18 protein-coding genes and 2 tRNA genes are annotated in these 22,822 nt (G+C 71.0%); 15 read left to right on the top strand and 5 right to left on the bottom strand.

The features are described from left to right. Nucleotides 1-15 precede the first annotated feature (15 nt). From ACFVWY_RS24515 to ACFVWY_RS24505, 3 genes are all read left to right on the top strand, one after another. Complete coding sequence (locus tag ACFVWY_RS24515) at nt 16-612, top strand: biotin transporter BioY (RefSeq protein ID WP_389876186.1); 597 nt, start codon at nt 16-18, stop codon at nt 610-612. Nucleotides 613-742: 130 nt separating this feature from the next. Further along, the gene (locus tag ACFVWY_RS24510) at nt 743-1,231 is read left to right on the top strand and encodes a ribose-5-phosphate isomerase (RefSeq protein WP_389876184.1); all 489 of its coding nucleotides are present in this window, start codon (nt 743-745) and stop codon (nt 1,229-1,231) included. An 83-nt stretch (nt 1,232-1,314) separates the two neighbouring features. Continuing rightward, nucleotides 1,315-2,124, top strand: coding sequence for an Fpg/Nei family DNA glycosylase (locus tag ACFVWY_RS24505; RefSeq protein ID WP_389876182.1), 810 nt, complete (start codon nt 1,315-1,317; stop codon nt 2,122-2,124). A 199-nt stretch (nt 2,125-2,323) separates the two neighbouring features. On the opposite strand, the gene ACFVWY_RS24500 is transcribed toward ACFVWY_RS24505, so the two are convergent. After that, entirely contained in the window at nt 2,324-3,556 is a 1,233-nt protein-coding gene (locus tag ACFVWY_RS24500) for a GNAT family N-acetyltransferase (protein ID WP_389876180.1), read from the bottom strand. 104 nt (nt 3,557-3,660) lie between these two features. Here ACFVWY_RS24500 and ACFVWY_RS24495 point away from each other — a divergent pair, with 104 nt between their 5' ends. Beyond that, nucleotides 3,661-4,806, top strand: coding sequence for a PP2C family protein-serine/threonine phosphatase (locus ACFVWY_RS24495; RefSeq protein WP_389876177.1), 1,146 nt, complete (start codon nt 3,661-3,663; stop codon nt 4,804-4,806). Nucleotides 4,807-4,876: 70 nt separating this feature from the next. On the opposite strand, the gene ACFVWY_RS24490 is transcribed toward ACFVWY_RS24495, so the two are convergent. Further along, a complete protein-coding gene (locus ACFVWY_RS24490) occupies nt 4,877-6,076 on the bottom strand; it encodes a cation:proton antiporter (RefSeq protein ID WP_389876174.1) in 1,200 nt (399 codons plus the stop codon). A 316-nt stretch (nt 6,077-6,392) separates the two neighbouring features. On the opposite strand from ACFVWY_RS24490, the gene ACFVWY_RS24485 reads away from it, so the two are divergent. From ACFVWY_RS24485 to ACFVWY_RS24475, 3 genes are read left to right on the top strand one after another with little or no spacing between them, the layout of a single operon-like run. Further along, nucleotides 6,393-7,280 (top strand): ABC transporter ATP-binding protein, encoded by an 888-nt coding sequence (locus ACFVWY_RS24485; protein WP_389876172.1) that lies wholly within the window; start codon nt 6,393-6,395, stop codon nt 7,278-7,280. Then, nucleotides 7,280-9,754, top strand: coding sequence for an FtsX-like permease family protein (locus ACFVWY_RS24480; RefSeq protein ID WP_389876169.1), 2,475 nt, complete (start codon nt 7,280-7,282; stop codon nt 9,752-9,754). Before ACFVWY_RS24485 ends, ACFVWY_RS24480 begins: the two co-directional genes overlap by 1 nt. Before the next feature lie 10 nt (nt 9,755-9,764). Continuing rightward, the gene (locus ACFVWY_RS24475) at nt 9,765-10,271 is read left to right on the top strand and encodes an HD domain-containing protein (RefSeq protein ID WP_389876167.1); all 507 of its coding nucleotides are present in this window, start codon (nt 9,765-9,767) and stop codon (nt 10,269-10,271) included. Between the two features lie 40 nt (nt 10,272-10,311). Here ACFVWY_RS24475 and ACFVWY_RS24470 read toward each other — a convergent pair whose 3' ends face one another. Next, nucleotides 10,312-11,484, bottom strand: a complete 1,173-nt coding sequence (locus tag ACFVWY_RS24470; protein WP_389876165.1) for an acyltransferase family protein — start codon at nt 11,482-11,484, stop codon at nt 10,312-10,314. Nucleotides 11,485-11,962: 478 nt separating this feature from the next. Here ACFVWY_RS24470 and ACFVWY_RS24465 point away from each other — a divergent pair, with 478 nt between their 5' ends. Continuing rightward, nucleotides 11,963-12,157: a hypothetical protein gene (locus tag ACFVWY_RS24465; RefSeq protein WP_352275316.1), complete on the top strand. Its 195-nt coding sequence runs from the start codon at nt 11,963-11,965 to the stop codon at nt 12,155-12,157. A gap of 111 nt (nt 12,158-12,268) precedes the next feature. On the opposite strand, the gene ACFVWY_RS24460 is transcribed toward ACFVWY_RS24465, so the two are convergent. Continuing rightward, nucleotides 12,269-12,342 (bottom strand) — tRNA-Gly (locus ACFVWY_RS24460). 178 nt (nt 12,343-12,520) lie between these two features. Between ACFVWY_RS24460 and ACFVWY_RS24455 the strand changes: the two genes are divergently transcribed. From ACFVWY_RS24455 to clpX, 5 genes are all read left to right on the top strand, one after another. Beyond that, nucleotides 12,521-12,597 (top strand) — tRNA-Pro (locus ACFVWY_RS24455). A 248-nt stretch (nt 12,598-12,845) separates the two neighbouring features. Further along, nucleotides 12,846-14,240 carry a trigger factor gene (gene tig, locus ACFVWY_RS24450; RefSeq protein WP_389876162.1) on the top strand — a complete coding sequence of 465 codons (1,395 nt, stop codon included), beginning with the start codon at nt 12,846-12,848 and terminating at the stop codon, nt 14,238-14,240. Between the two features lie 266 nt (nt 14,241-14,506). Then, a complete protein-coding gene (locus ACFVWY_RS24445; protein WP_187438547.1) occupies nt 14,507-15,112 on the top strand; it encodes an ATP-dependent Clp protease proteolytic subunit in 606 nt (201 codons plus the stop codon). A 78-nt stretch (nt 15,113-15,190) separates the two neighbouring features. Next, a complete protein-coding gene (locus ACFVWY_RS24440; RefSeq protein WP_389876160.1) occupies nt 15,191-15,871 on the top strand; it encodes an ATP-dependent Clp protease proteolytic subunit in 681 nt (226 codons plus the stop codon). A gap of 157 nt (nt 15,872-16,028) precedes the next feature. Next, a complete protein-coding gene (gene clpX, locus ACFVWY_RS24435) occupies nt 16,029-17,327 on the top strand; it encodes an ATP-dependent Clp protease ATP-binding subunit ClpX (protein ID WP_389876158.1) in 1,299 nt (432 codons plus the stop codon). A gap of 77 nt (nt 17,328-17,404) precedes the next feature. Here the strand turns inward: clpX and ACFVWY_RS24430 are convergent, their stop codons facing one another. Continuing rightward, a complete protein-coding gene (locus ACFVWY_RS24430; RefSeq protein WP_389876386.1) occupies nt 17,405-18,400 on the bottom strand; it encodes a hypothetical protein in 996 nt (331 codons plus the stop codon). Between the two features lie 153 nt (nt 18,401-18,553). Here ACFVWY_RS24430 and ACFVWY_RS24425 point away from each other — a divergent pair, with 153 nt between their 5' ends. Together ACFVWY_RS24425 and ACFVWY_RS24420 are read left to right on the top strand one after the other, a co-directional pair. After that, nucleotides 18,554-21,175, top strand: coding sequence for a valine--tRNA ligase (locus tag ACFVWY_RS24425; RefSeq protein ID WP_389876156.1), 2,622 nt, complete (start codon nt 18,554-18,556; stop codon nt 21,173-21,175). 114 nt (nt 21,176-21,289) lie between these two features. Next, nucleotides 21,290-22,822 carry a bifunctional folylpolyglutamate synthase/dihydrofolate synthase gene (locus ACFVWY_RS24420; RefSeq protein ID WP_389876154.1) on the top strand — a complete coding sequence of 511 codons (1,533 nt, stop codon included), beginning with the start codon at nt 21,290-21,292 and terminating at the stop codon, nt 22,820-22,822.

Genomic DNA, 22,822 nt, shown 5'->3' with positions numbered 1-22,822 from the left:
CCCCGCGGAGTCCCGATGAGCACTGCTGCCGCCGCCCCTGCCCGCACCGGAGCGGTCCTCGCCGACCTGCTCCCCGCCGCCCGGCACCGTTACGCCGTCGACGCGGCCCTGGTCCTCGGCGGCGCCGCGCTCACCGGCATCGCCGCCCAGATAGCCGTACCGGTCCCCGGCTCCCCGGTCCCGGTCACCGGCCAGACCTTCGCCGCGCTCCTGGTCGGCACCGCGCTCGGCGCCCGCCGCGGCTTCCTCTCGCTCGCGCTCTACGCGCTGGTCGGCATGGCGGGCATGCCGTGGTTCTCCGAGGGCACCTCCGGCATGGGCTTCCCCTCCTTCGGCTACGTCCTCGGCATGCTGCTCGCCGCCGCCGTGGTCGGCGGCCTCGCCCGCCGCGGCGGTGACCGCTCCGTGCTGCGGACCGCGGGCACGATGGTGCTGGGCTCCGCGATCATCTACGCGGTCGGCGTCCCGTACCTGGCCCTGTCCGCCGGCATGTCGGCGAGCGCCGCGATCGCGGCCGGACTGGTGCCGTTCCTGTTCGGCGACGCGCTGAAGGCCGCGCTCGCCATGGGCGCGCTGCCCGCCGCCTGGAAGCTGGCCGGCCGCCGCGGCTGACCCCGCCCCCGCCCTGCGAAGGCCCGCCGGACCGCGATCCCCGCGGACGGCGGGCCTTCGCCGTCCGCACGGACCCGGTCCCCGACCCCGATGACGGCCGGTGCGCGCCGCACGTGCCACACTCGGATGCATGCGCGTGTACCTCGGCTCGGACCATGCCGGCTATGAACTCAAGAACCACCTCGTCGAGTGGCTCACTGCCCAGGGCCACGAGGCCGTCGACTGCGGCCCCCACATCTACGACGCCCAGGACGACTACCCGCCGTTCTGCCTGCGTGCCGCCGAGCGGACGGCCGCGGAGCCGGACAGCCTCGGCATCGTGATCGGCGGCTCCGGCAACGGAGAGCAGATCGCCGCGAACAAGGTCAAGGGCGTCCGCGCCGCGCTCGCCTGGAGCGAGCAGACCGCCGCCCTGGGCCGCGAGCACAACAACGCCAACGTGATCGCCATCGGCGGCCGGATGCACTCGGTGGAGGAGTCCACCAGGTTCGTCGAGGTCTTCCTCGCCACCCCGTACTCGGGCGAGGAGCGCCACACCCGCCGCATCGAGATGCTGACGGCGTACGAGACGACCGGCGAGCTCCCCCCGATCCCGGCCCACCACCCGCAGCAGGGCTGAGCCCACCCACCTCCTGTGCCGCCGGGCCGCCCCCGGCGGCACAGCCCTTTCCGCACCCGCCCCACCGAGGAGCAGCCGCCGCCGTGCCCGAGGGACACACCATCCACCGCCTCGCCGCCGACCACGAGGAGCGCTTCGCCGGACGGCCGGTGAGGGTGAGCAGCCCGCAGGGCAGGTTCGCCGCCGGTGCCGCGCTGCTCGACGGCCGCACCCTCACCGAGGTGGACGCCCACGGCAAGCACCTCTTCCTCGGCTTCGGTGACACCGGCTGGGTCCACATCCACCTGGGCCTCTTCGGCAAGCTCGGCTTCGGTACGGTCCCGGCCCCGCCGCCCGCCGGCACCGTCCGGCTGCGCCTGCTCAACGACACCCATCACGCGGACCTGCGCGGCCCGACGGCCTGCGCCCTGCTCACCGAGCCGGAGAAGCGCGCGATACACGACCGCCTCGGCCCGGACCCGCTGCGCACCGACGAGGACGGCGAGCGGGCCTGGCGGCGGATCTCCCGCAGCCGGATCACCGTCGCCGCCCTGCTGATGGACCAGAAGGTCATCGCGGGCGTCGGCAACGTCTACCGTGCCGAAGTGCTGTTCCGGCACGGCATCGACCCGTACCGGCCCGGAAAGGACCTGCGCCGCACGGAGTGGGACGCGATCTGGGCCGACCTGGTGGCACTGATGCGCGAGGGCGTACGGAACAACCGGATCGACACCGTCCGTCCCGAGCACCTGCCCGAGGCGATGGGCCGCCCGCCGCGCGTCGACGACCACGGCGGCGAGGTGTACGTCTACCGCCGCGCCCACCAGTTCTGCCACATCTGCGGCGGCGAGATCCGCACCGCCGGTCTCGCCGCCCGCAACCTCTTCTGGTGCCCGGCCTGCCAGAGCGCCTGAAGCCCCGGGAGGGCGTCCGGCACGCGCCCGCGGTGTCCTAGGGCCTCTCGTTTGGATCATGCCGGGCTCGCGGGGGCCGGCACGCACATCTGCCGCGTTGTCGTCAGTCACCGACGCTCCGCGTCGGCTCCTTCCTCCGCCTTGCAGCTGCACGCACCAGCCCCGGCTCCCTGATCCAGCCTGATCCAAACGAAAGACCCTAGAAGCCCCGGGGCAGCCACGGTGCCACGTCGGAGAGGAAGGCCGCCGAGGCCTCGGCCAGCGCGCCCGGACGCAGCTCCCGTACCCGCCCGGCCAGGGCCAGCGAACTCAGCGCCTCACCGCCCAGGTAGGCCGAGCCCAGCTCCCGCACCGAGAGCGCGAGATCGGCGGGGTCCTCGGTCCGGCGGCACGTCGCGGTGCCCTTCGTGCCGGCGGTCAGCCGCCAGCGGCCCGCGTTCCAGGGGCAGAACGCGTCCTCCACGTCGAACACCACGTCCAGCGGGCCCCGGTAGGCCCGCGCCTCCAGCGCCGCCCCCAGCTCCACCAGCCGCACATGGAGGCTGTCACGGACATGGGCGTTGCACCGCCGGGTGTCCGTCACCAGATGCAGGACCGGGTCGTCGACCGGGCGGTTGCGGGCCACCACCGTCGTCATCAGGTCGATGTCGAAGACGAACCGCCACAGCGCCGCGTACGCCGCAGGGTCCAGCGCCGCCAGGTCGTTGACCTCGACGGTGCCCTTGGGGCCGGACGGCCCCCAGGCCGGTTTGATGCGGTAATTCACATAACCGACGACCTGCCCGCCCACTTCCGCCAGCACGCACTGCTGCGCCGAGGCGTCCTGCCGGTTCTCGGCCGGGTCGATCATGGGCTTGCGCTCCCAGCCGGGCCCGTGGGCCGGGACGCCGGGACGGTCCGGCACCAGCCGCGCGTACACGCCCTCGCAGGCCGCCGTCGCCTCGTCCGGCTTCGCGTGGCGCAGCCGCACCGCGTCCGTGCCCGGCGGCACCTCCAGCCGGAGCCGGTCCTTCTCGATCGTCAGGGACATCTGCCGCGAGGCCGCGCCGTAGCCGAACCGGCCGTAGATCACCGGCTCCGAGGCCGTCAGCACGGCGAACGGCTCGCCCAGCGCCCGGATGTCGTCCAGCTGGCGGCGCATCATGGAGGTGAGCAGTCCGCGCCTGCGGTGCGTGGAGGCGACGCTCACCATCGTGATCCCCGCTGCGGGCACCACCGCCCCGCCCGGCACCGCCACCCGGAAGCTGAACGCCCCCGCCGTGCCGACCACGTCGTCACCGTCCCAGACACCGAGTGAACGCTCCGGCTCGGTCAGCTCCTTGAGCAGCTCACGCTCCTCGGCAGCCTCCGGAACGCCCCCGAACGCCAGCTCCAGGCATTCGAACCATTGGTTCCATTCGGACGGACGCAGTACACGGAGCTCAGTAGTCATGGGCCATGCCTACCAGGGCTTCAACGGCGGAGCGAACCGATTTCGAACGCATTGCCACGGGGTACCCCTGCACCTCGGGCGGCCGGGTCGATAAAGTCCCCGCAATGGCCCGTCGCGCAGGAGCAGACACGTACCCGGCCCGATTGCGGAAATCGGCGCACCGGGTTCGCGTCGCGCTGCGCAAATCCGGGGTCGACTACTTCCGCGGCGACGGCTCCGACTGGATCGCCCTGGCCGGCCTGCTGCTGACCGTTCCCGCCATCACCGTCGCCACCCTCCTCCAGCCCGTCTGGTGCTCCCCGGCCGCGCTCGTGCTGCCGATCGTCGCGGGCGGGCTGCTGCTGCGCCCGGCCAGCCTCCTCGGGCTGTACGCGACCGCGGCGACCGCCCTGATCGTGGAGTCGGTCGTGCTGGGGCCCTACCAGGGCGGCCCGGCCCGGGTGACCCCCGGCATCGTCCTGGTGGTCGCGGCCTGCGGCCTGTTCGGGCTGGTCCTCGCGCAGTTCAGGGCCCGGGTCGGAGTGCCGTGGCGGCGCGGCGGCACCATGCTCTTCGACCTCCGCGAACGCATCCGCGTCCAGAGCGCGCTGCCCCGGCTGCCGCAGGGCTGGCACCGCGAGATGGCGCTGCGCCCGGCGGGCGGGCAGTCCTTCTCCGGGGACTTCGTCGTCGCCGCCCGCACCAACGGCGGGCGGACCCTGGAGGCCGTGCTCACCGACGTCTCCGGGAAGGGCACGGACGCGGGCTCCCGCGCCCTGCTGCTGTCCGGAGCCTTCGGAGGGCTGCTCGGCTCGCTGCCCCCGCACGGCTTCCTCCCGGCGGCCAACGGCTACCTGCTGCGCCAGGACTGGGACGAGGGCTTCGCCACCTCGATCCACCTGGTGCTCGACCTGGAGTCGGGCGACTACGAACTCCTCTCGGCCGGGCACCCGCCCGCCCTCCAGCTCCACTCGGGCAGCGGCCAGTGGGAGGAGATGGCGGCCGAGGGGCCGCTGCTGGGGGTGTACGACGGGGCGCAGTTCGACGCCGTGAAGGGCTCGCTGGCCCCCGGCGACGTGCTGATGCTGTTCACCGACGGCCTGGTCGAGGCGTCGGACCGGGAACTCGCCGAGGGCATCGACCGGCTGACCGGCGAGGCCGACCGCTATGTCGCCACCGGCTTCGAGGGCGCGGCCTGGCACCTGATCGAGGCCTGTGCCAAGGACGTCAACGACGACCGGGCGCTGCTCCTCCTGTCGCGCCGGGCCTGAGCGGGGTACGCGTACGGGCCCGGTCCGGGTGCGACGCCAGGCCCGTACGGGTACCTTCCGGGAGGCCGCCTCAGGCCCGTACCGCGAGTGGTCCGGGGGCGTCCTCGGCGCTGCCGCTGCCGCTGCCCCGGTCGCGTCCGCCGGGCAGGACGCGGGCCAGCCAGTGCGAGCGCCCGGCGGCCAGCGGAGCCAGGACCGCGAGCAGCAGGACGTATCCCGCGATGAACGGGGAGAGCCGCTCGTCCAGCCCGGCGGCCGCCGCCATCGTGGCGAGGATCAGGGCGAACTCACCGCGCGCCACGAGTGTGGTGGAGATGTTCGCGGTGGCCTGCGGGCCGAAGGAGTAGACCTTCGCGGCGGCGAGACCGGCCAGGACGTTCATGACCAGGGTCACCGCGACGGCGGCCAGCACCGGCCAGAGCACGGTCGGCAGGTCGCCGGGGTCGATGGAGAGCCCGAAGGCGAAGAAGAAGATCGCGCCGAAGGCGTCCCGCAGCGGGTGGACCAGCTTCAGGATGCGTTCGCCTGAGGTGGTGCTGCCGAGCATGAGGCCGACCATGAACGCGCCGATCGCGTCCGCGACCCCGAACCACTCCGAGACCCCCGCCACCAGCACCGCGGCGCCGAGGAAGGAGATGACCAGCAGCTCGTCGTCCCGGGTGCTGATCAGCTTGCCGATGACCCGGGTGCCGAAGCGGGCGGCCAGCGCGAGCAGCAGCAGGAAGCCGAAGGCCTTGCCGCCGTCGACCGCCGCCGAGGAGAGGCTGTCGGCGCCCGACAGGATGGGCTGGAGGGCGGCCAGGTACAGGGCGAGGAAGACGTCCTCGACGACGATGATGCCGAGGATCGGTCTGGTCTCGGGGTTGCCGATCCGGCCCAGGTCGACCAGGACCTTGGTGACGATCGCCGAGGACGAGATGCCGAGCACCCCGGCGAGGACCAGGGCCTCGGAGGTGCCCCAGCCGAGCGCGAAGCCGAAGCCGAGCCCGGCGCCCACGTTCAGGGCGAGGTAGGTGCCGCCGGCGATCGCCATCTTGCGGCCGCCGGACTTGAGGTCGTCGAGGTGGAATTCGAGACCGAGATAGAAGAGCAGCAGGACCAGGCCGAGCGCGGAGAGCATCTCCAGCTCGTGCGGGTCGGCGACGAGGACGATGCCGGGGGTGTGCGGGCCGAGCAGGATTCCGGCCAGGATGAAGAGGGGAATGGTCGGCAGTCCGATGCGGCTGCCGACGCGGGCGAGAACAGCGGCGGCGAGGAAGGCGCCGCCCATGGCGATGAGCGTGTCTGCGTGTCCGATGAGCCCGATCCTTCACTTGGTCAAGAGTGCGTCAAGAAAGCGTCAGTAATTAGTTTACCGAACGATTGACCTTGCAAGTGTCCTGGCGTCAAAAACCTTCGCGCACCCCTCACCCGCCAGGTGTCCCGCACTCCGTTCCGGCCCCGCTTCGCGGGCCGCCCCCCGGTGCGGCCTGGGGTTTTCCCCACCCCCGATCCGCCAGCAGCCGCCATGGTCCGCGACCGCCCCGCTCCGTAGGTTCGAAGTGCGGTCGAAGAAGCGGCCGACCAGCGACAGGAAGGCGGACGACATGGGGCTGCGAGCCACCAGGCGGCGCGGGCAGGACGGTCAGTACCCGGCGGGCATCCACCACGGGCCCGGCGCCTCGGACCTCCAGGAGCCCGCGGACCTCCAAGGAGCCCGCGGCGCGGACCTCGCCGTCGAACTGCGCGGCGTACGCAGGCAGTACGGCCGAGGTGCCTCCGCCGTCCACGCGCTGCGCGGCATCGACCTCGCCCTCCCGCGCGCCACCTTCACCGCCGTGATGGGCCCCTCCGGCTCCGGCAAGTCGACCTTCCTCCAGTGCGCGGCCGGACTCGACCGCCCCACCGAGGGCTCGGTCCGCCTCGGCGGCACCGAGATCACCGGCCTGAGCGAGAACCGGCTCACCGAACTGCGCCGCACCCGCCTCGGCTTCGTCTTCCAGTCCTTCAACCTGCTGCCGTCCCTGACGGTCGAGCAGAACGTCGTCCTGCCCCTGCGCCTGGCCGGACAGCGCACCCGCTCCGCACGAGGCCGCCGCGAGGCCACCGAGATGCTCGCCCGGGTCGGCCTCGGCGACAAGGGCGACCGCCGCCCCAGCCAGCTCTCCGGCGGCCAGCAGCAGCGCGTCGCCGTGGCCCGCGCCCTGGTCACCCGGCCCGACGTGATCTTCGCCGACGAGCCGACCGGCGCCCTCGACACCACCACCGCCGCCGAGATCCTCGCCCTGCTCCGCAACGCGGTGGACCACCTCGGTGCCACCGTCGTCATGGTCACCCACGACCCCGCCGCCGCGGCCTACGCCGACCAGGTCCTCTTCCTCGCCGACGGCGCGATCGCCGACCGCCTGCCGCGCTCCGGCGCCGACCGGATCGCCGCCCGCATGACCGCTCTCACCGCGCGCACCGCACACGTCCCCGCAGGAGCGGCAGCCTGATGTTCACCCCGCACGCCCCGAACGGTCTCGCCCGCGCGGCCGTCCGGTTCAAACCCTCGTCGTTCGCCGGAACCTTCGTCGCGCTGCTGCTGGCCGCGGCCATCGCCTCCGCCTGCGGCATCCTGCTGGAGACCGGCCTGCGCGCCTCCGTCCCGGCCGACCGCTACGCCAAGGCCCCCGTAGTCGTCGCCGCCGACCAGCAGATCCATCTGGAGAGCGGCAGCGGCGAGACCGAGGAGACCGTCGACATCCTCATACCGGACACCGCCCGGTTGCCCGAGTCCCTGGTGGCCAGGGCCGCGCACGCCCCCGGCGCGGCCACCGCGGTCGGCGACGTCACCTACCCCGTGCGTCTCGACGGAACCGCCCTCACCGCCCACGGCTGGGGCTCCGCCCCCCTCACCGGCACCACGCTCGCCGACGGCGCCGCACCCCGGCCCGGCGAGGTCGTCCTGCCCGCCGCCGGCAAGAGCCGCACCGGCGACCGCGTCACCCTCGACACCCCCGCGGGCGCACGCGAGTTCCGCGTCGTGGGCACCGCCGCCGCCCCCGGCACCGTCTGGTTCGCCGACCACCAGGCCGTACGGCTCTCCGGCCACCCCGGCCGGGTCGATGCCATCGCCGTGTTCGCCGCACCGGGCACCGCCACCGCCCCCCTCGCCGACCGGGTCCGCGAGGCCGTCGGCCGCACCGCCGCCGCCCAGGTCCACACCGGCGACGACCGGGGCGCCGTCGAGACCCCGGCCCTCGCCAGCACCAAGGAACTCCTCTTCGGCCTCAGCGTCTCCTTCGGCGCGGTCGCCACCCTGGTCGCCGTCATGACCGCGGCCGGGACCGTCGCCCTCGCCGTGGGCCAGCGGGGCCGCGAGTACGCCCTGCTCCGCGCCATCGGCGCCACCCCGCGCCAGCTGCGCCGCACCATCGCCACGGAATCGCTGCTCGTCGCCCCGCTCGCCGGAGCGCTCGGCTGCCTCCCCGGCACCGCCCTGGCCACCTGGTGGTTCGGCCAGCTCCAGGACCGCGGGGCCGTCCTCGGCTCCGTCGGCCTGAAGGTCTCCTGGATTCCGTTCGCCGTCGCCGTCGGCCTGTCCCTGCTCACCGCGCTGAGCGCCGGATACCTCGCCGCCCGGCGCCCCGCCCGGATGAAGCCAGGACTGGCCCTCGCCCAGACCGCCGTGGAACGCGCCCCGTTCGGCCCGGTCCGCACCCCCCTCGGCGTCATCGCCCTGATCGGCGGCGGGGTCTTCGCCGGTGTCGCCGCCTCCACCTCCGGCGAGGACTCGGCCAACGCGGCCCTCGGCGTCGTCATGCTCTTCATGCTCGCGGTCGGGCTGCTCGGCCCGGTCATCGCCCGGATCTGCGCCGCCGTCCTCGGACTCGCGCTGCGCGCCGCCGGTGCCCCCGGCTCGCTGGCCGCCGCCAACTCCCGTACCAACTCCCGCCGACTGGCCTCCGCGATCACCCCGATCGTGCTCGCCATGGCCTTCGCGTCCACGCTCGTCTTCATGCAGACCAGCCAGGAACGGGCCACCGCCCACCAGCAGCGCGACGCGATCACCGCCGACCACATCGTCTCCGCCCCGGCCGGACTCGGCTCCGACGCCACCGCACGGGCCGCCGCCACCCCCGGCGTCTCCACCGCGGTCGGCCTGCTCCGCACCTCCGTGCTGGTCTCCGGCGGCCCCGGCCCTCAGATGCAGAGCACCTCCGCGCAGGGCGTCATCGGCTCCGGAAGGCAGCTCGCCGAGGTCCAGGACCTCGACGTCAGGACCGGCTCACTCGACGCCCTGCGGCCCGGGACCGTCGCCGTCGACACCACGCTCGCCGCCACCGCGAACGTACGCACCGGCGACCGCCTCGCCCTGCGGCTGCCGGACGGCACCCAGGCACACCCGAAGGTCGTCGCGGTCTACGGACGCGGCCTCGGCACCAGCCTCCTCACCTTCCCCGCCGCCGACCTCGCGACCCGCGTGAGCGCGCCCTACGCCTCCGAGATCCTGGTCCGCGCCACCCCGGCGGGCGCGGAGAGGCTCGCCGCGCTCGGTACCGTCACCGACTCCTCCGGCTACGCCGCCGCACAGGACGAGGCCCGCGAACTGAACGCCTGGGCCAACACCGTCATGGCCTCGGTGCTCGGCGGATTCGCCGCCGTCGCCGCCGTCAACACCCTGGTCATGACCATTCTCGACCGCCGCCGCGAACTGACCATGCTGCGCCTGGTCGGCTCCACCCGCCGCCAGGTCATGGGCATGATCCGCTGGGAGGCGCTGCTGGTCACGGTGGCCGGAGCCGCGCTCGGCACCGCCATCGCCCTGGCCACGCTCTTCCCGATGATGAAGGGTCTGACCGGCGAGTCCCCGTACATCCCGCCGCTGCTGTACGGGACCTTCGTCGCCGCGACGGTCGGCGTCGGCCTCGCGGCCATGCTGCTCCCGGCCAGGGCGGCCCTGCGAACGGCCGGTGCCCGGCCGTAGGGTCGGGGGCATGACCGGACGGCGCACCCACCTGACCACGGCCGAAGTCGAGGCGATCGCCCGTGAGGCCCACGCCCACCAGCGCGACAAGGCGGGACGCCCGTACGCCGAACACCTCGCCGCCGTCGCGGACGGCGTACGGGCCAGGGGCGGCAGCGACGAACAGATCGCCGCGGCCTGGCTGCACGACGCGGTCGAGGACGACGCGCTGTCGGCACGCTGGCTGGCCGAAGCGGCACTGCCCCAGCAGGTGAAGGACATGGTCCTCGCCGTCACCAGACGGGACGGCGAGGACCTCTCCGCGTACACCCGGCGCATCCTGGGCACCCCGGGCGCCCTGCTGGTCAAGGAGGCGGACCTGGCCCACAACGCGGACCCGGCCCGCCTCGCCGTCCTGGAACCGGCGACCCGTACCCGTCTGACCGAGAAGTACTCCCTCGTACGGAGACTGCTCGGGCTCACCCCGGACAAATCGCCCACCGACCGATCGAATCAAGCCAACACGACGGAGCTCTGACCCAGCCCTCCGGCAGGCCCGCCTCCTGGCCCCGTCCGGCTCAGCGCCGGGTGGAGTTCCTTCGGAACGCCCAGCTCATGTCCGGCTCGGTCACCACCCGCAGCGCCCGCCGCACCGGCGGCGTGCACATCAGCGTCACCGCGACGGCGGCGACCACGGAGACCAGAACCAGCCCCACGGGTGCCGCGAGCCAGTCGTAGACGTCGAACACCCCGGCGTATCCGGCTCCCTTGATCAGGAAGCCGTGCAGCAGGTAACCGCAGATCGTCCCCGCGCCGAGCGCCGTGAACCAGAGGCGGCGGCGCGGCACCCAGGCCAGGAACCCCACGGTGAGCAGCAGCGCGGCGCCGAACATCAGCAGGGTCATCACCGCCCCCGACCACCAGGGCGCGCCCATCTCCTGGGCGCTGTTGCTGCGGTAGAACCAGCCCAGCTGCATCCGCGGTGCCGCCCAGTACGCGAGGCCCACGGCCCCGGCGAACAGCGGAACGGCGAGCATCCGCACCTCGCGCCGGTGCACGAGCCGGAAGTGCTCGGGCCGCAGCTGGAGCCCCAGCACGAAGAACGGCAGGAACTGGAGCACCCGCTGGAGGTCCAGGTCGTCGCCGATCGAGGGGGAGAGGGAGGCGAGCATCGCGATCACCAGCGCCACCGGCAGCGGGTGGCGCAGCGCCTGCCAGATCGGCGTGGTGAGCCGCCAGACGAACAGCGCGATCAGGAACCAGGTGAGGAACCAGGGGTCGAGCAGGCTGATCGCCCCGTCGTCCCCGTCACCCGCGCACCACTTGAACAGCGAGTACGCCGTCTCGAACACGACGTAGGGCACGGCGACCCCGGTGACCAGGCGTTTCACCTTGGCCGCGGACATGTCGAACGAGCGCGAGAAGTAGCCGGAGATGATGATGAACGCGGGCATGTGGAAGGTGTAGGCCACCATGTACAGCGCGCGGGCGGTCCGGCTGCCCTCCATCACCGGTTCCCACGAGTGCGCCACCGCGACCAGCACGATGGCCAGGTATTTGACGTTGTCGAAGTACGCCTCGCGCCGTTTCGCCGGTGTTCCCGCAGGAGGCCTGTTCGTCACCGATGAGGTGGACGTCACCTGCGCGGGCGGTTCCGCGACGGCGGTCGGCGTCCCTCTGTGTCCGGGCTCCGACTCCCGGTTCGCCGGTGGGAGCGGGGCCCTCTGAAAGACGTTCGGAGCGTGGAACATCTCAAGCACTTTAGACGCCCGGATTGGAATGCGTAAAACCGCTCGGGGATATCGGGCGCGACCGACCATTCGAAAGTGAAACCGCCGCCAACTGCCCATTATGCACCGATTCATCCACCTTAAATGGGGCAAATCGTCAAGGTTTTGTGCGGCGGAAATTTAATCAGACTTAAACCTTGGAATTGCCTGTGAATGAAGTGTGCGGGTATGGAAATCGTCACCATGAAGCCCGTCGGTTTTCCTTGGTCAATCGTTCACGCGCGATCCCGGGAGCCTGTGGCGGGAGTCCCGTGCGCCCCCGAGTGCGGCTGTGCGCCCCTGGTGCGCGCGGGGCGCGGGATTGGCGAGAACCGGTCACTTCGATCCGTCACCCGGCAGCGACCACAGGGGAGTTGGTGGCACGATGGAGCGGACGGAGGAGTGCCGCGTCGCACCTCTCCGGGCCGGCAAGGCGGACCGACCGAAGGTGTGATCAGACGTGGCCATTTCGCTGTCTGTGGTGTTGATGTTGGCGATCATCCTGGTCGTGCTGATCAGAGGTGGTTCCCTCAAAGCCGGACCGGCGGTCGTCGCGGTGCTCTTCGGCTTCTTCCTGGCGTCGAGCGGCATGGCGCCGTCGATCCAGCGCTTCCTCGACTCGATAGCGCAGACCGTCAGCCAGCTCTCCTTCTGAGCAACCGGCGCGTACGGGCACACCCGCCCCGCGCGCACGAGGCGGGAGCGGTGCGCGCGGGAACGCGAAAGGCCCGGTCCGGCGAGGAATTCGCCGGACCGGGCCCAAGCATGGAGCGGGCGACGGGAATCGAACCCGCGTAGCTAGTTTGGAAGACTAGGGCTCTACCATTGAGCTACGCCCGCACAGCCGCACCGCAGGCCCGAGAGCCAGCGGCACGTGGAGCATCGTAGCGGGTCGCGGACGCTGTCCGCACACCCCTTCACCGCGGGCCCGGCGCCGCCGTTGGCGGCGGCTTCGGTGCGGCCCGCGCAAAGCGGCCTACGCGCCGCCTCGCTGCATGTACCCTACGTGTCGCACCGACGGGGTGTGGCGCAGCTTGGTAGCGCGTCCGCTTTGGGAGCGGAAGGTCGTCGGTTCGAATCCGGCCACCCCGACCAACCGGCACGATCAGGGACCACCGCGGAGCGGGATCGCGGGGCGGAACCCGGACCACCCGGAAGATCGCACCAGTGCGGCCCGCGCGATGCGTCGGCCGCGGGCGGGAGCGCATTGCGGGAGTCCGACTCCTTGCCGTTACTATGCAAAATGCGTGCCCGTGTGTCTGATGTACCGGGCTCGGTCCGCGAAGCCGCCAACCGTGCGGCGGAGCAGAACCCCAAGAAGTCAGCCACAAGGAGACTGAACCGTGAAGAGCGCCGTGGAGACCCTGAACCCGACCCGGGTTCGGCTCACTGTCGAGGTGCCCTTCGAGGAGCTCAAGGACAGCCTCGACGCGGCGTACAAGAAGATCAACCAGCAGGTCACGGTGAAGGGCTTCCGCAAGGGCAAGATCCCTGCCCGGGTCATCGACCAGCGCTTCGGCCGCGGTGCGGTGCTGGAGGAGGCCGTCAACGACGCCCTCCCGAAGTACTACACCGAGGCCGTCAACGAGGGCGAGCTCAACGTCCTCGGCCAGCCTGAGATCGACGTCACCGAGCTGAAGGACGGCGAGCTGCTGGCCTTCACCGCCGAGGTTGACGTACGCCCCGAGATCGAGATTCCGGACTACTCCGGCATCGAGGTCACCGTCGACGCCCTTGAGGTCAGCGACGAGGACATCGAGAAGGCCGTGGAGCAGCTCCGTGAGCGCTTCGCCTCCACCAACCCGGTCGAGCGCGCCGCCGCCGAGGGCGACGTCGTGACGGTCGACCTGCAGGCCAAGGTGGACGGCGAGGTCCTGGAGGACGGCGTGGCCGAGGGTGTCTCGTACACCATCGGTTCCGGCGAGCTCCTCGACGGCATCGACGCCGCCGTGACCGGCCTGGAGGCGGGTGGCGAGGCCACCTTCACCTCCGAGCTGAAGGGCGGCTCCGCCGCGGGCAAGGAGGCCGAGGTCACCGTCAAGGTCACCGCCGTCGCCGCCCGCGAGCTGCCCGAGCTGGACGACGAGTTCGCCCAGATGGCCAGTGAGTTCGACACCCTCGACGAGCTGAAGGCCGACAGCCGCAAGCGCCTGGAGAGCACCAAGCAGTACGACCAGGCCACCCAGGCCCAGGAGCGTGTCCTGGACGAGCTGCTCAAGCTCGCCGAGGTCCCGATCCCGGAGAAGCTGCTCGCGGACGAGATCCAGACCCGCAAGCACAACCTGGAGCACCACCAGCTCGGCCAGATGGGTCTGACCCTCGACAAGTACCTGGAGATCCAGGGCAAGACCGCCGAGGAGTTCGACACCGAGACCTCCGAGCAGGCGATCAAGGGCATCAAGACCCAGTTCATCCTGGACGAGATCGTCAACAAGGAGAAGCTCAACGTCAACCAGGAGGAGCTCACCGAGCACCTCATGCGGCGTGCCGCTTCCTCCGGCATGAGCCCGGACCAGTTCGCCCAGGCCGTCGTCGAGGGCGGCCAGGTGCCGATGCTCGTCGGCGAGGTCGCCCGCGGAAAGGCGCTGGCCGTGGTCGTCGAGGCCGCCAAGGTCATCGACACCAACGGTGAGGTCATCGACCTGGAGGACGAGGAAGAGGAGGCCATCGAGGCCGTCGAGGCTGCCGAGGGCACCGCCGACGCCACCGAGGCCGCCGAGGAGAAGACCGAGGCCTGAGCCTCGCGCTGACCCCCGCACGACGGGCTCCGGACGCACCCGCGTCCGGAGCCCGTCGCCGTAGGGCGTACGGTGCCCTACAACCCTTGTGCGGACTACGGAGCTTGCGCTCCCAGCGAACAGTTGCGGAAGCGGGATGGCGTTGTCCCACCTGCGCGTTAGGGTCCATGAAGAGGAAGGGCAGGGGAGCCCCCGCCCACCCGGTACGAAGACGCTGAGACGGCCGGAGCCGTCAGAGACGAGCAGGTGGATACGTGACGAATCTGATGCCCTACGCCGCCGGAGAGCCGTCCCTCGGTGGAGGCCTCGGTGACCAGGTCTACAGCCGGCTGCTCGGCGAGCGCATCATCTTCCTCGGCCAGCAGGTCGACGACGAGATCGCCAACAAGATCACCGCGCAGCTGCTTCTTCTCGCCGCGGAGCCCGAGAAGGACATCTACCTCTACATCAACAGCCCCGGCGGTTCGGTGACGGCCGGCATGGCGGTCTACGACACCATGCAGTACATCCCCAACGACGTGGTGACGATCGGGATGGGCATGGCGGCCTCCATGGGCCAGTTCCTGCTCACCGGCGGCACCGCGGGCAAGCGCTTCGCGCTCCCGAACACCGACATCCTCATGCACCAGGGTTCGGCCGGCATCGGCGGTACGGCCTCGGACATCAAGATCCAGGCCCAGTACCTGCTGCGCACCAAGCAGCGGATGGCGGAGATCACCGCCCGCCACTCCGGCCAGACCGTCGAGACGATCATCCGCGACGGTGACCGCGACCGCTGGTACACCGCGGAGGAGGCCAAGGAGTACGGCCTCATCGACGAGATCATCACGGCCGCATCGGGCGTTCCGGGCGGCGGCGGCACCGGCGCCTGATCCGTCACCACCGGATCGGGCCCACCGCCCCGCGCACCTCTCGTACGCCGAGACATCCAGCCACAGAACGCCACCAGGATGGTGAACACCCACATGAACAACTTCCCCGGCGCCTCCGCGAGCGGCCTCTACACCGGCCCGCAGGTGGACAACCGCTACATCGTGCCGCGCTTCGTGGAGCGCACCTCGCAGGGCGTGCGTGAGTACGACCCGTACGCGAAGCTCTTCGAGGAGCGCGTGATCTTCCTCGGCGTGCAGATCGACGACGCCTCCGCCAACGACGTCATGGCGCAGCTGCTGTGCCTGGAGTCGATGGACCCGGACCGGGACATCTCGATCTACATCAACAGCCCCGGCGGCTCGTTCACCGCGCTCACCGCGATCTACGACACGATGCAGTTCGTGAAGCCGGACATCCAGACGGTCTGCATGGGCCAGGCGGCCTCCGCCGCGGCCGTGCTGCTCGCCGCGGGCACCCCCGGCAAGCGCATGGCACTGCCCAACGCCCGGGTGCTCATCCACCAGCCGTCCTCGCAGACCGGCCGTGAGCAGCTCTCCGACCTGGAGATCGCGGCCAGGGAGATCCTGCGGATGCGCACCCAGCTGGAGGAGCTGCTGGCCAAGCACTCCACCACCCCGCTGGAGAAGGTCCGCGACGACATCGAGCGCGACAAGATCCTGACGGCCGAGGAAGCCCTCGCCTACGGTCTCGTCGACCAGATCGTGTCGACCCGCAAGCAGGCGGCCTCGGCCGTCTGACGTCGGCCTCAGCCCCTTGGCACGCCCTGTTCGCCCGGCTCTGCCCGTGTGAACCGTGCCAAGGGGGGCCCGAACGGGGGCCAAGGCAAGGTACCGTCGGATAGAGGCACCAGGAGCCGCTGAACCAAGCTGCTCCCAGGCGAAGGGGAAGCACCTCGTGGCACGCATCGGTGATGGCGGCGACCTGCTCAAGTGCTCGTTCTGCGGAAAGAGCCAGAAGCAGGTGAAGAAGCTCATCGCAGGACCCGGTGTGTACATCTGCGACGAGTGCATCGATCTCTGCAACGAGATCATCGAGGAGGAGCTCGCCGAGACCTCCGAGGTGCGCTGGGAGGAACTCCCCAAGCCGCGCGAGATCTACGAGTTCCTCGAGGGGTACGTCGTCGGGCAGGAGCCCGCGAAGAAGGCCCTCTCGGTCGCTGTGTACAACCACTACAAGCGGGTCCAGGCGGGTGAGAACGGCGGCGCCCAGGGCCGGGACGACGCCATCGAGCTGGCCAAGTCCAACATCCTGCTGCTGGGCCCCACCGGCTCCGGCAAGACCCTGCTCGCGCAGACCCTGGCCCGCATGCTCAACGTCCCGTTCGCCATCGCCGACGCGACGGCGCTGACGGAGGCGGGCTATGTCGGCGAGGATGTCGAGAACATCCTGCTGAAGCTGATCCAGGCCGCGGACTACGACGTCAAGAAGGCCGAGACCGGGATCATCTACATCGACGAGATCGACAAGGTCGCCCGCAAGAGCGAGAACCCGTCGATCACCCGTGATGTCTCGGGCGAGGGCGTCCAGCAGGCCCTGCTGAAGATCCTGGAGGGCACCACCGCCTCCGTACCGCCGCAGGGCGGCCGGAAGCACCCCCACCAGGAATTCATCCAGATCGACACGACGAACGTGCTCTTCATCGTCGGCGGAGCCTTCTCCGGCCTGGAGCGGATCATCGAGTCCCGGGCGGGCGCCAAGGGCATCGGCTTCGGCGCGACGATCCGTTCCAAGCGGGAGATCGAGGCGAGCGACCAGTTCCAGGAGGTCATGCCGGAGGACCTGGTGAAGTTCGGGATGATCCCGGAGTTCATCGGCCGCCTCCCCGTGCTCACCTCGGTCCACAACCTCGACCGCGAGGCGCTGCTCCAGATCCTCGTCGAGCCGCGCAACGCGCTGGTGAAGCAGTACCAGCGGCTCTTCGAACTCGACGGCGTGGAGCTGGACTTCGAGCGCGAGGCGCTGGAGGCCATCGCCGACCAGGCGATCCTGCGCCAGACCGGCGCGCGCGGCCTGCGCGCCATCATGGAGGAAGTCCTCCAGTCCGTGATGTACGAGGTCCCGTCCCGCAAGGACGTCGCCCGCGTCGTCATCACGGCGGACGTCGTCCGCAACAACGTCAACCCCACCCTGGTCCCGCGCGAACCGCGCACGATCGGCAAGGGCGACGGCGGACGGCACGAGAAGTCCGCGTAGCGGCGGCCGTACACAGACGGAAGGGGCGCCCGGCCAGGTGAACTGGCGGGCGCCCCTTCCGTCTGTGTACGGCCGTGTCACTGCTTGACGCGGATCTCCTTGCGCAGGTCCGCCGAGATCTTGGCGGCGGTGTCCTTGTCCACGCTGCCCCCGACACTGCCCGGGGAGACCATCGTCATGGTGCTGTAGTCCGCCCAGGCGCAGAACCAGTCGGTCTTGGGCTTCTTGGTCATGGCATCGGTGCCCGAGGCGGCCTGGCACTTCATGATGCCGTTCTCGAAGCCGTCCGGGGACACCTCCTCCGGGCTGCCGAGGAGCTGGGTCTTGCTGTCCTTGCTCTCGGACGCGCTCTTCTGCAGAGAGGCGAAGAACGTGTCCAGCGCCTTGGCCGGGTCGCTGATCTTGCCGTACGCGCCGATGAAGGTGATGCCCTTCGCGGTCAGCAGGGCCGGGTCGCTGGGGTTGCTGGGATCGATCTTGGTGGGGTCGGCCGTCGAGTAGATCCCGGTGACGGTCTTGCCGTTCTCGACGCCGCTCTCCGTCAGTTCCTTGGTGGCGTTGTCGTCCTGCTTCTGGCTCGCGCCGTCCGCGCTGATGCGCTTGTACTCGCCCAGCACCTTGGCCGGGGTCGCCAGTGTGTGCGGACCGTCGTCGCTGAGCCCGCCGCCCCCGCCGCCGGTCAGGAAGTAGACGCCGCCGCCGATGACCGCCAGGGCCACGATCACGCCGCCGACGATCAGGCCGGTCTTCTTCTTCGGCTCGGCCGGGGGCATCGGCATCGTGCCGTAGGCGGGCTGGCCCCCGTACGGGGGAGTGGGGGGCTGCTGGCCGTACGGTCCGGGCTGCTGGCCCTGCTGCGGGTAGCCGTAACCGGGCTGGCCCTGCGGCGGGACGCCCTGGGGGGCCTGCTGGGGGTAGCCGTAGCCGGGCTGGCCCTGCGGGGGCTGCTGGCCGTACGGGCCCGGCTGCTGGCCGTAGGGGCCCGGCTGGCCCTGGGGCGGCTGCTGGCCGTACGGTCCGGGCTGGCCCTGCGGCGGCTGTCCGCCGTACGGCCCCGGCTGGTTGTAGCTCATCTGCGGTGTCCCCTGTTCGGAAGTGCTCATCGGCATGCTGATGCGTTTTGGACATCCTGGCGGAAGGGTCGCCCGTATGGAGCACCGGGAGTCGCACCGTTACTGAACAAACCGGTTTCAGTGCATGACTGTGACGGCCCTAAACTGTCTTCCGTGACCGAGAAGACTCAGCAGACGCCAGCCAGCAACCCCGAACTGCCGACCCAGTACGCGCCGGCCGAGGTGGAGGGGAAGCTGTATGAGCGCTGGGTAGAGCGCGGTTACTTCGAGGCCGACGCGCACAGCGAGAAGCCCCCGTTCACCGTCGTCATCCCGCCGCCGAACGTCACGGGCAGCCTCCACCTGGGCCACGCCTTCGAGCACACGCTGATCGACGCGCTGACCCGTCGCGCCCGCATGCAGGGGTACGAGACGCTCTGGCAGCCCGGCATGGACCACGCGGGCATCGCCACGCAGAACGTCGTCGAGCGCGAGCTGGGCAAGGAGGGCAAGTCCCGCCACGACCTCGGCCGTGAGGCGTTCGTCGAGCGCGTCTGGAAGTGGAAGAACGAGTCCGGCGGCCAGATCTCCGGCCAGATGCGTCGCCTGGGCGACGGTGTCGACTGGTCCCGTGAGCGCTTCACCATGGACGAGGGCCTCTCCCAGGCCGTCCAGACCATCTTCAAGAAGCTCTACGACGACGAGCTGATCTACCGCGCCGAGCGCATCATCAACTGGTGCCCGCGCTGTCTGACGGCCATCTCGGACATCGAGGTGGAGTACCAGGACGACGACGGCGAGCTCGTCTCCATGACGTACGGCGAGGGCGAGGACACCATCGTCGTCGCCACCACCCGCGCCGAGACGATGCTCGGCGACACCGCCGTCGCCGTCCACCCCGACGACGAGCGCTACCGGCACCTGGTCGGCAAGCGGATCAAGCTTCCGCTCACCGACCGGACGATCCCGGTCGTCGCGGACACCCACGTCGATCCCGAGTTCGGCACCGGCGCCGTCAAGGTGACGCCCGCCCACGATCCGAACGACTTCGAGATCGGCCAGCGCCACGACCTGCCCTCGCTCACCGTCATGAACGAGCGCGCGGTCATCACCGTCCCCGGCCCCTTCGAGGGACTGGACCGGCTGGAGGCCCGCTCCGCCATCGTCGGCGCCCTGCGCGCCGAGGGCCGGATCGTCGCCGAGAAGCGCCCGTACGTCCACTCCGTCGGCCACTGCTCGCGCTGCAAGACGACCGTCGAGCCGCGCCTGTCGATGCAGTGGTGGGTCAAGGTCGGCCCGCTCGCGCAGGCCGCCGGTGACGCCGTCCGCGACGGCAAGGTCAAGATCCACCCGCAGGAGATGGAGAAGCGGTACTTCGACTGGGTCGACAACCTCCACGACTGGTGCATCTCGCGCCAGCTCTGGTGGGGCCACCGCATCCCCGTCTGGTACGGCCCGGACGGCGAGATCGTCTGTGTCGGCCCCGGCGAGGAGCCGCCGGCCGGCGAGGGCTGGCACCAGGAGACCGATGTCCTGGACACCTGGTTCTCCTCCGGCCTGTGGCCGTTCTCCACCCTGGGCTGGCCCGAGCAGACCGACAGCCTCGCGAAGTTCTACCCGAACTCCGTCCTGGTCACCGGCTACGACATCCTCTTCTTCTGGGTCGCCCGGATGATGATGTTCGGCCTGTACGCGATGGACGGCACCCCGCCGTTCCACACCATCGCCCTGCACGGCATGGTCCGCGACCAGTTCGGCAAGAAGATGTCGAAGTCCTTCGGCAACGCGGTGAACCCGCTCGACTGGATGGACACGTACGGCTCCGACGCGCTCCGCTTCACGCTGGCCCGCGGTGCCAACCCCGGCGTCGACGTCCCGATCGGCGAGGACTGGGTCCAGGGCTCGCGCAACTTCGCCAACAAGATCTGGAACGCCACGCGCTTCGCGCTGATGAACGGCGCCACGATCGAGGGCGAGCTGCCCCCGGCCGAGTCGATGTCGTCGGTCGACCGCTGGATCCTGTCGCGGCTGAACAAGACCGTCGCCGAGGTGGACGCCCTCTACGACGACTTCCAGTTCGCCAAGCTCAGCGACGCTCTGTTCCACTTCGCCTGGGACGAGGTCTTCGACTGGTACGTCGAGCTGTCCAAGACGACGTTCTTCGCGGGCGGCGAGCAGGCCAAGGTCTCCGGCCGGGTCCTCGGCGAGGTCCTCGACGTGATGCTGCGGCTGCTCCACCCGGTCGTCCCGTTCGTCACGGAGACGCTCTGGACGGCGCTCACCGGCCGTGAGTCCGTCGTCATCGCCGACTGGCCCAAGGACTCCGGCTTCCGCGACGAGGCGGCCGAGCAGGAGATCGCGCTCGTCCAGCAGCTCGTCACCGAGGTGCGCCGGTTCCGCTCCGACCAGGGTCTCCAGCCCGGCCAGAAGGTCCCGGCCGAGCTCACCGTGGCCGGTACGGCGCTCGCCCCGCACGAGGCGGCCGTCCGCCAGCTGCTGCGGCTCCAGCCCGCCGGGGAGGGCTTCCACGCCACCGCCTCGCTGCCCGTCGCGGGCGTCACGGTCGCCCTCGACCTCTCCGGCACCATCGACGTCGAGGCGGAGCGCAAGCGCCTGACGAAGGACCTGGGCGCCGCCGAGAAGGAGAAGGCGCAGGCGACCGGGAAGCTCGGCAACGAGGCCTTCCTGGCCAAGGCGCCCGACCAGGTCGTCGACAAGATCCGCGGCCGGCTCGCCAAGGCCGAGGCCGACATCGAGCGGATCACCGGTCAGCTGGCGAAACTGCCGCAGAGCTGATCACCTGAACACGGAGCCCCCGTACCCCTGACCGACCAGGGGCGCGGGGGCTCCGTCCTGCCCGGCCACCATGCGCTGCGCGCGATGTCGGTGCCCATCCGTAGACTGGCTCGTGTGAGTAAGCCCCGCCCTTCCGACCGGCCCGACAACTCCGACTCCGATGACACCTTCGCGGAGATCGTCGACGAAGAGACCCAGCGTGACCCCGACCTGGCGGTGATCGAGGCCGGGAGCCGTACGCTGCGCACCCGCTCCGGCCCGCCGCAGGGTGCGGAGCTTCCGGCCCGCCCCGACGACCCCGAGGTGGACAAGGCGCTGCGCGAGGTGGAGCAGGAGCTCGCCGGACGCTGGGGCGAGACCAAGCTGGAGCCGTCCGTCACCCGTATCGCCGCGCTGGTGGACGTGCTCGGCGAGCCGCAGCGCGCCTACCCCTCCATCCACATCACCGGGACCAACGGCAAGACGAGCACGGCCCGCATGATCGAGGCGCTGTTCGGCGCCTTCGACCTGCGTACCGGCCGCTACACCTCGCCGCACGTCCAGTCGATCACCGAGCGGATCAGCCTGGACGGCGCCCCGATCGCCCCCGAGCGGTTCGTCGAGACGTACCAGGACATCAAGCCGTACGTGGAGATGGTGGACTCCCAGCAGCCCTACCGCCTCTCCTTCTTCGAGGTGCTGACGGGGATGGCCTACGCGGCCTTCGCCGACGCCCCGGTCGACGTCGCCGTCGTCGAGGTCGGCATGGGCGGCAGCTGGGACGCGACCAACGTGATCGACGGCTCGGTCGCCGTCGTCACCCCCATCTCGCTGGACCACACCGACCGGCTGGGCTCCACGCCCGCCGAGATCGCCGCCGAGAAGTCCGGGATCATCAAGCAGGGCGCCACGGTCATCCTGGCGCAGCAGCCGGTGGACGCCGCGCAGGTGATGCTGAAGAAGGCCGTCGAGGTCGACGCCACGGTCGCCCGCGAGGGCATGGAGTTCGGGGTCGTCTCCCGTGAGGTCGCGGTCGGCGGGCAGCTGCTGACGCTGCGCGGCCTGGGCGGCGAGGGCAACGAGTACACCGAGATCTTCCTCCCGCTCTACGGGGCCCACCAGGCGCACAACGCCGCGGTGGCGCTCGCCGCGGTGGAGGCGTTCTTCGGGGTCGGCGCCGAGCGGCCCGGCTCGCTGGAAGCCGACACGGTCCGCCGGGCGTTCGCCTCGGTGGTCTCCCCGGGCCGCCTCGAAGTCGTCCGCTCCAGCCCCACCGTCGTCCTGGACGCCGCGCACAACCCGGGAGGTGCCCGCGCCACGGCCGACGGGCTCTCCGAGGCGTTCGCCTTCTCCCGGCTGGTCGGCGTCGTCGCCACCAGCGCCGACAAGGACGTCAAGGGGCTCCTGGAGGCCTTCGAACCGATCTTTACCGAGGTCGTCATCACGCAGAACTCCAGCGGCCGCGCGATGGACGTCGACGTCCTGGCCGCCGTCGCGGTGGAGGTCTTCGGCGAGGACCGGGTCCAGGTGGAGCCGCGCCTGGACGACGCCCTGGAGGCGGCGATCACCCTCGCCGAGGAGGAGGCCGAGTACGCGGGAGCCGGGGTGCTGGTGACCGGTTCGGTGATCACGGTCGGCGAGGCCCGGCTGCTTCTGGGAAGGCGCTGA

The organism is Streptomyces sp. NPDC058195, from assembly GCF_042883525.1.
Taxonomy (GTDB): domain Bacteria; phylum Actinomycetota; class Actinomycetes; order Streptomycetales; family Streptomycetaceae; genus Streptomyces.
Note: the sequence above shows the minus strand (reverse complement) of the source record. Positions and strands in the feature narration are given on the sequence as shown.

Bases quoted from the DNA above. Each gene is read 5' to 3' on its own strand.
- ACFVWY_RS24515 (WP_389876186.1), top strand. From the start codon at position 16: ATGAGCACTGCTGCCGCCGCCCCTGCCCGCACCGGAGCGGTCCTCGCC.
- ACFVWY_RS24510 (WP_389876184.1), top strand. From the start codon at position 743: ATGCGCGTGTACCTCGGCTCGGACCATGCCGGCTATGAACTCAAGAAC.
- ACFVWY_RS24500 (WP_389876180.1), bottom strand. From the start codon at position 3,556: ATGACTACTGAGCTCCGTGTACTGCGTCCGTCCGAATGGAACCAATGG.
- ACFVWY_RS24495 (WP_389876177.1), top strand. From the start codon at position 3,661: ATGGCCCGTCGCGCAGGAGCAGACACGTACCCGGCCCGATTGCGGAAA.
- ACFVWY_RS24490 (WP_389876174.1), bottom strand. From the start codon at position 6,076: ATGGGCGGCGCCTTCCTCGCCGCCGCTGTTCTCGCCCGCGTCGGCAGC.
- ACFVWY_RS24485 (WP_389876172.1), top strand. From the start codon at position 6,393: ATGGGGCTGCGAGCCACCAGGCGGCGCGGGCAGGACGGTCAGTACCCG.
- ACFVWY_RS24480 (WP_389876169.1), top strand. From the start codon at position 7,280: ATGTTCACCCCGCACGCCCCGAACGGTCTCGCCCGCGCGGCCGTCCGG.
- ACFVWY_RS24475 (WP_389876167.1), top strand. From the start codon at position 9,765: ATGACCGGACGGCGCACCCACCTGACCACGGCCGAAGTCGAGGCGATC.
- ACFVWY_RS24470 (WP_389876165.1), bottom strand. From the start codon at position 11,484: ATGTTCCACGCTCCGAACGTCTTTCAGAGGGCCCCGCTCCCACCGGCG.
- ACFVWY_RS24445 (WP_187438547.1), top strand. From the start codon at position 14,507: ATGCCCTACGCCGCCGGAGAGCCGTCCCTCGGTGGAGGCCTCGGTGAC.
- ACFVWY_RS24440 (WP_389876160.1), top strand. From the start codon at position 15,191: ATGGTGAACACCCACATGAACAACTTCCCCGGCGCCTCCGCGAGCGGC.
- ACFVWY_RS24430 (WP_389876386.1), bottom strand. From the start codon at position 18,400: ATGAGCTACAACCAGCCGGGGCCGTACGGCGGACAGCCGCCGCAGGGC.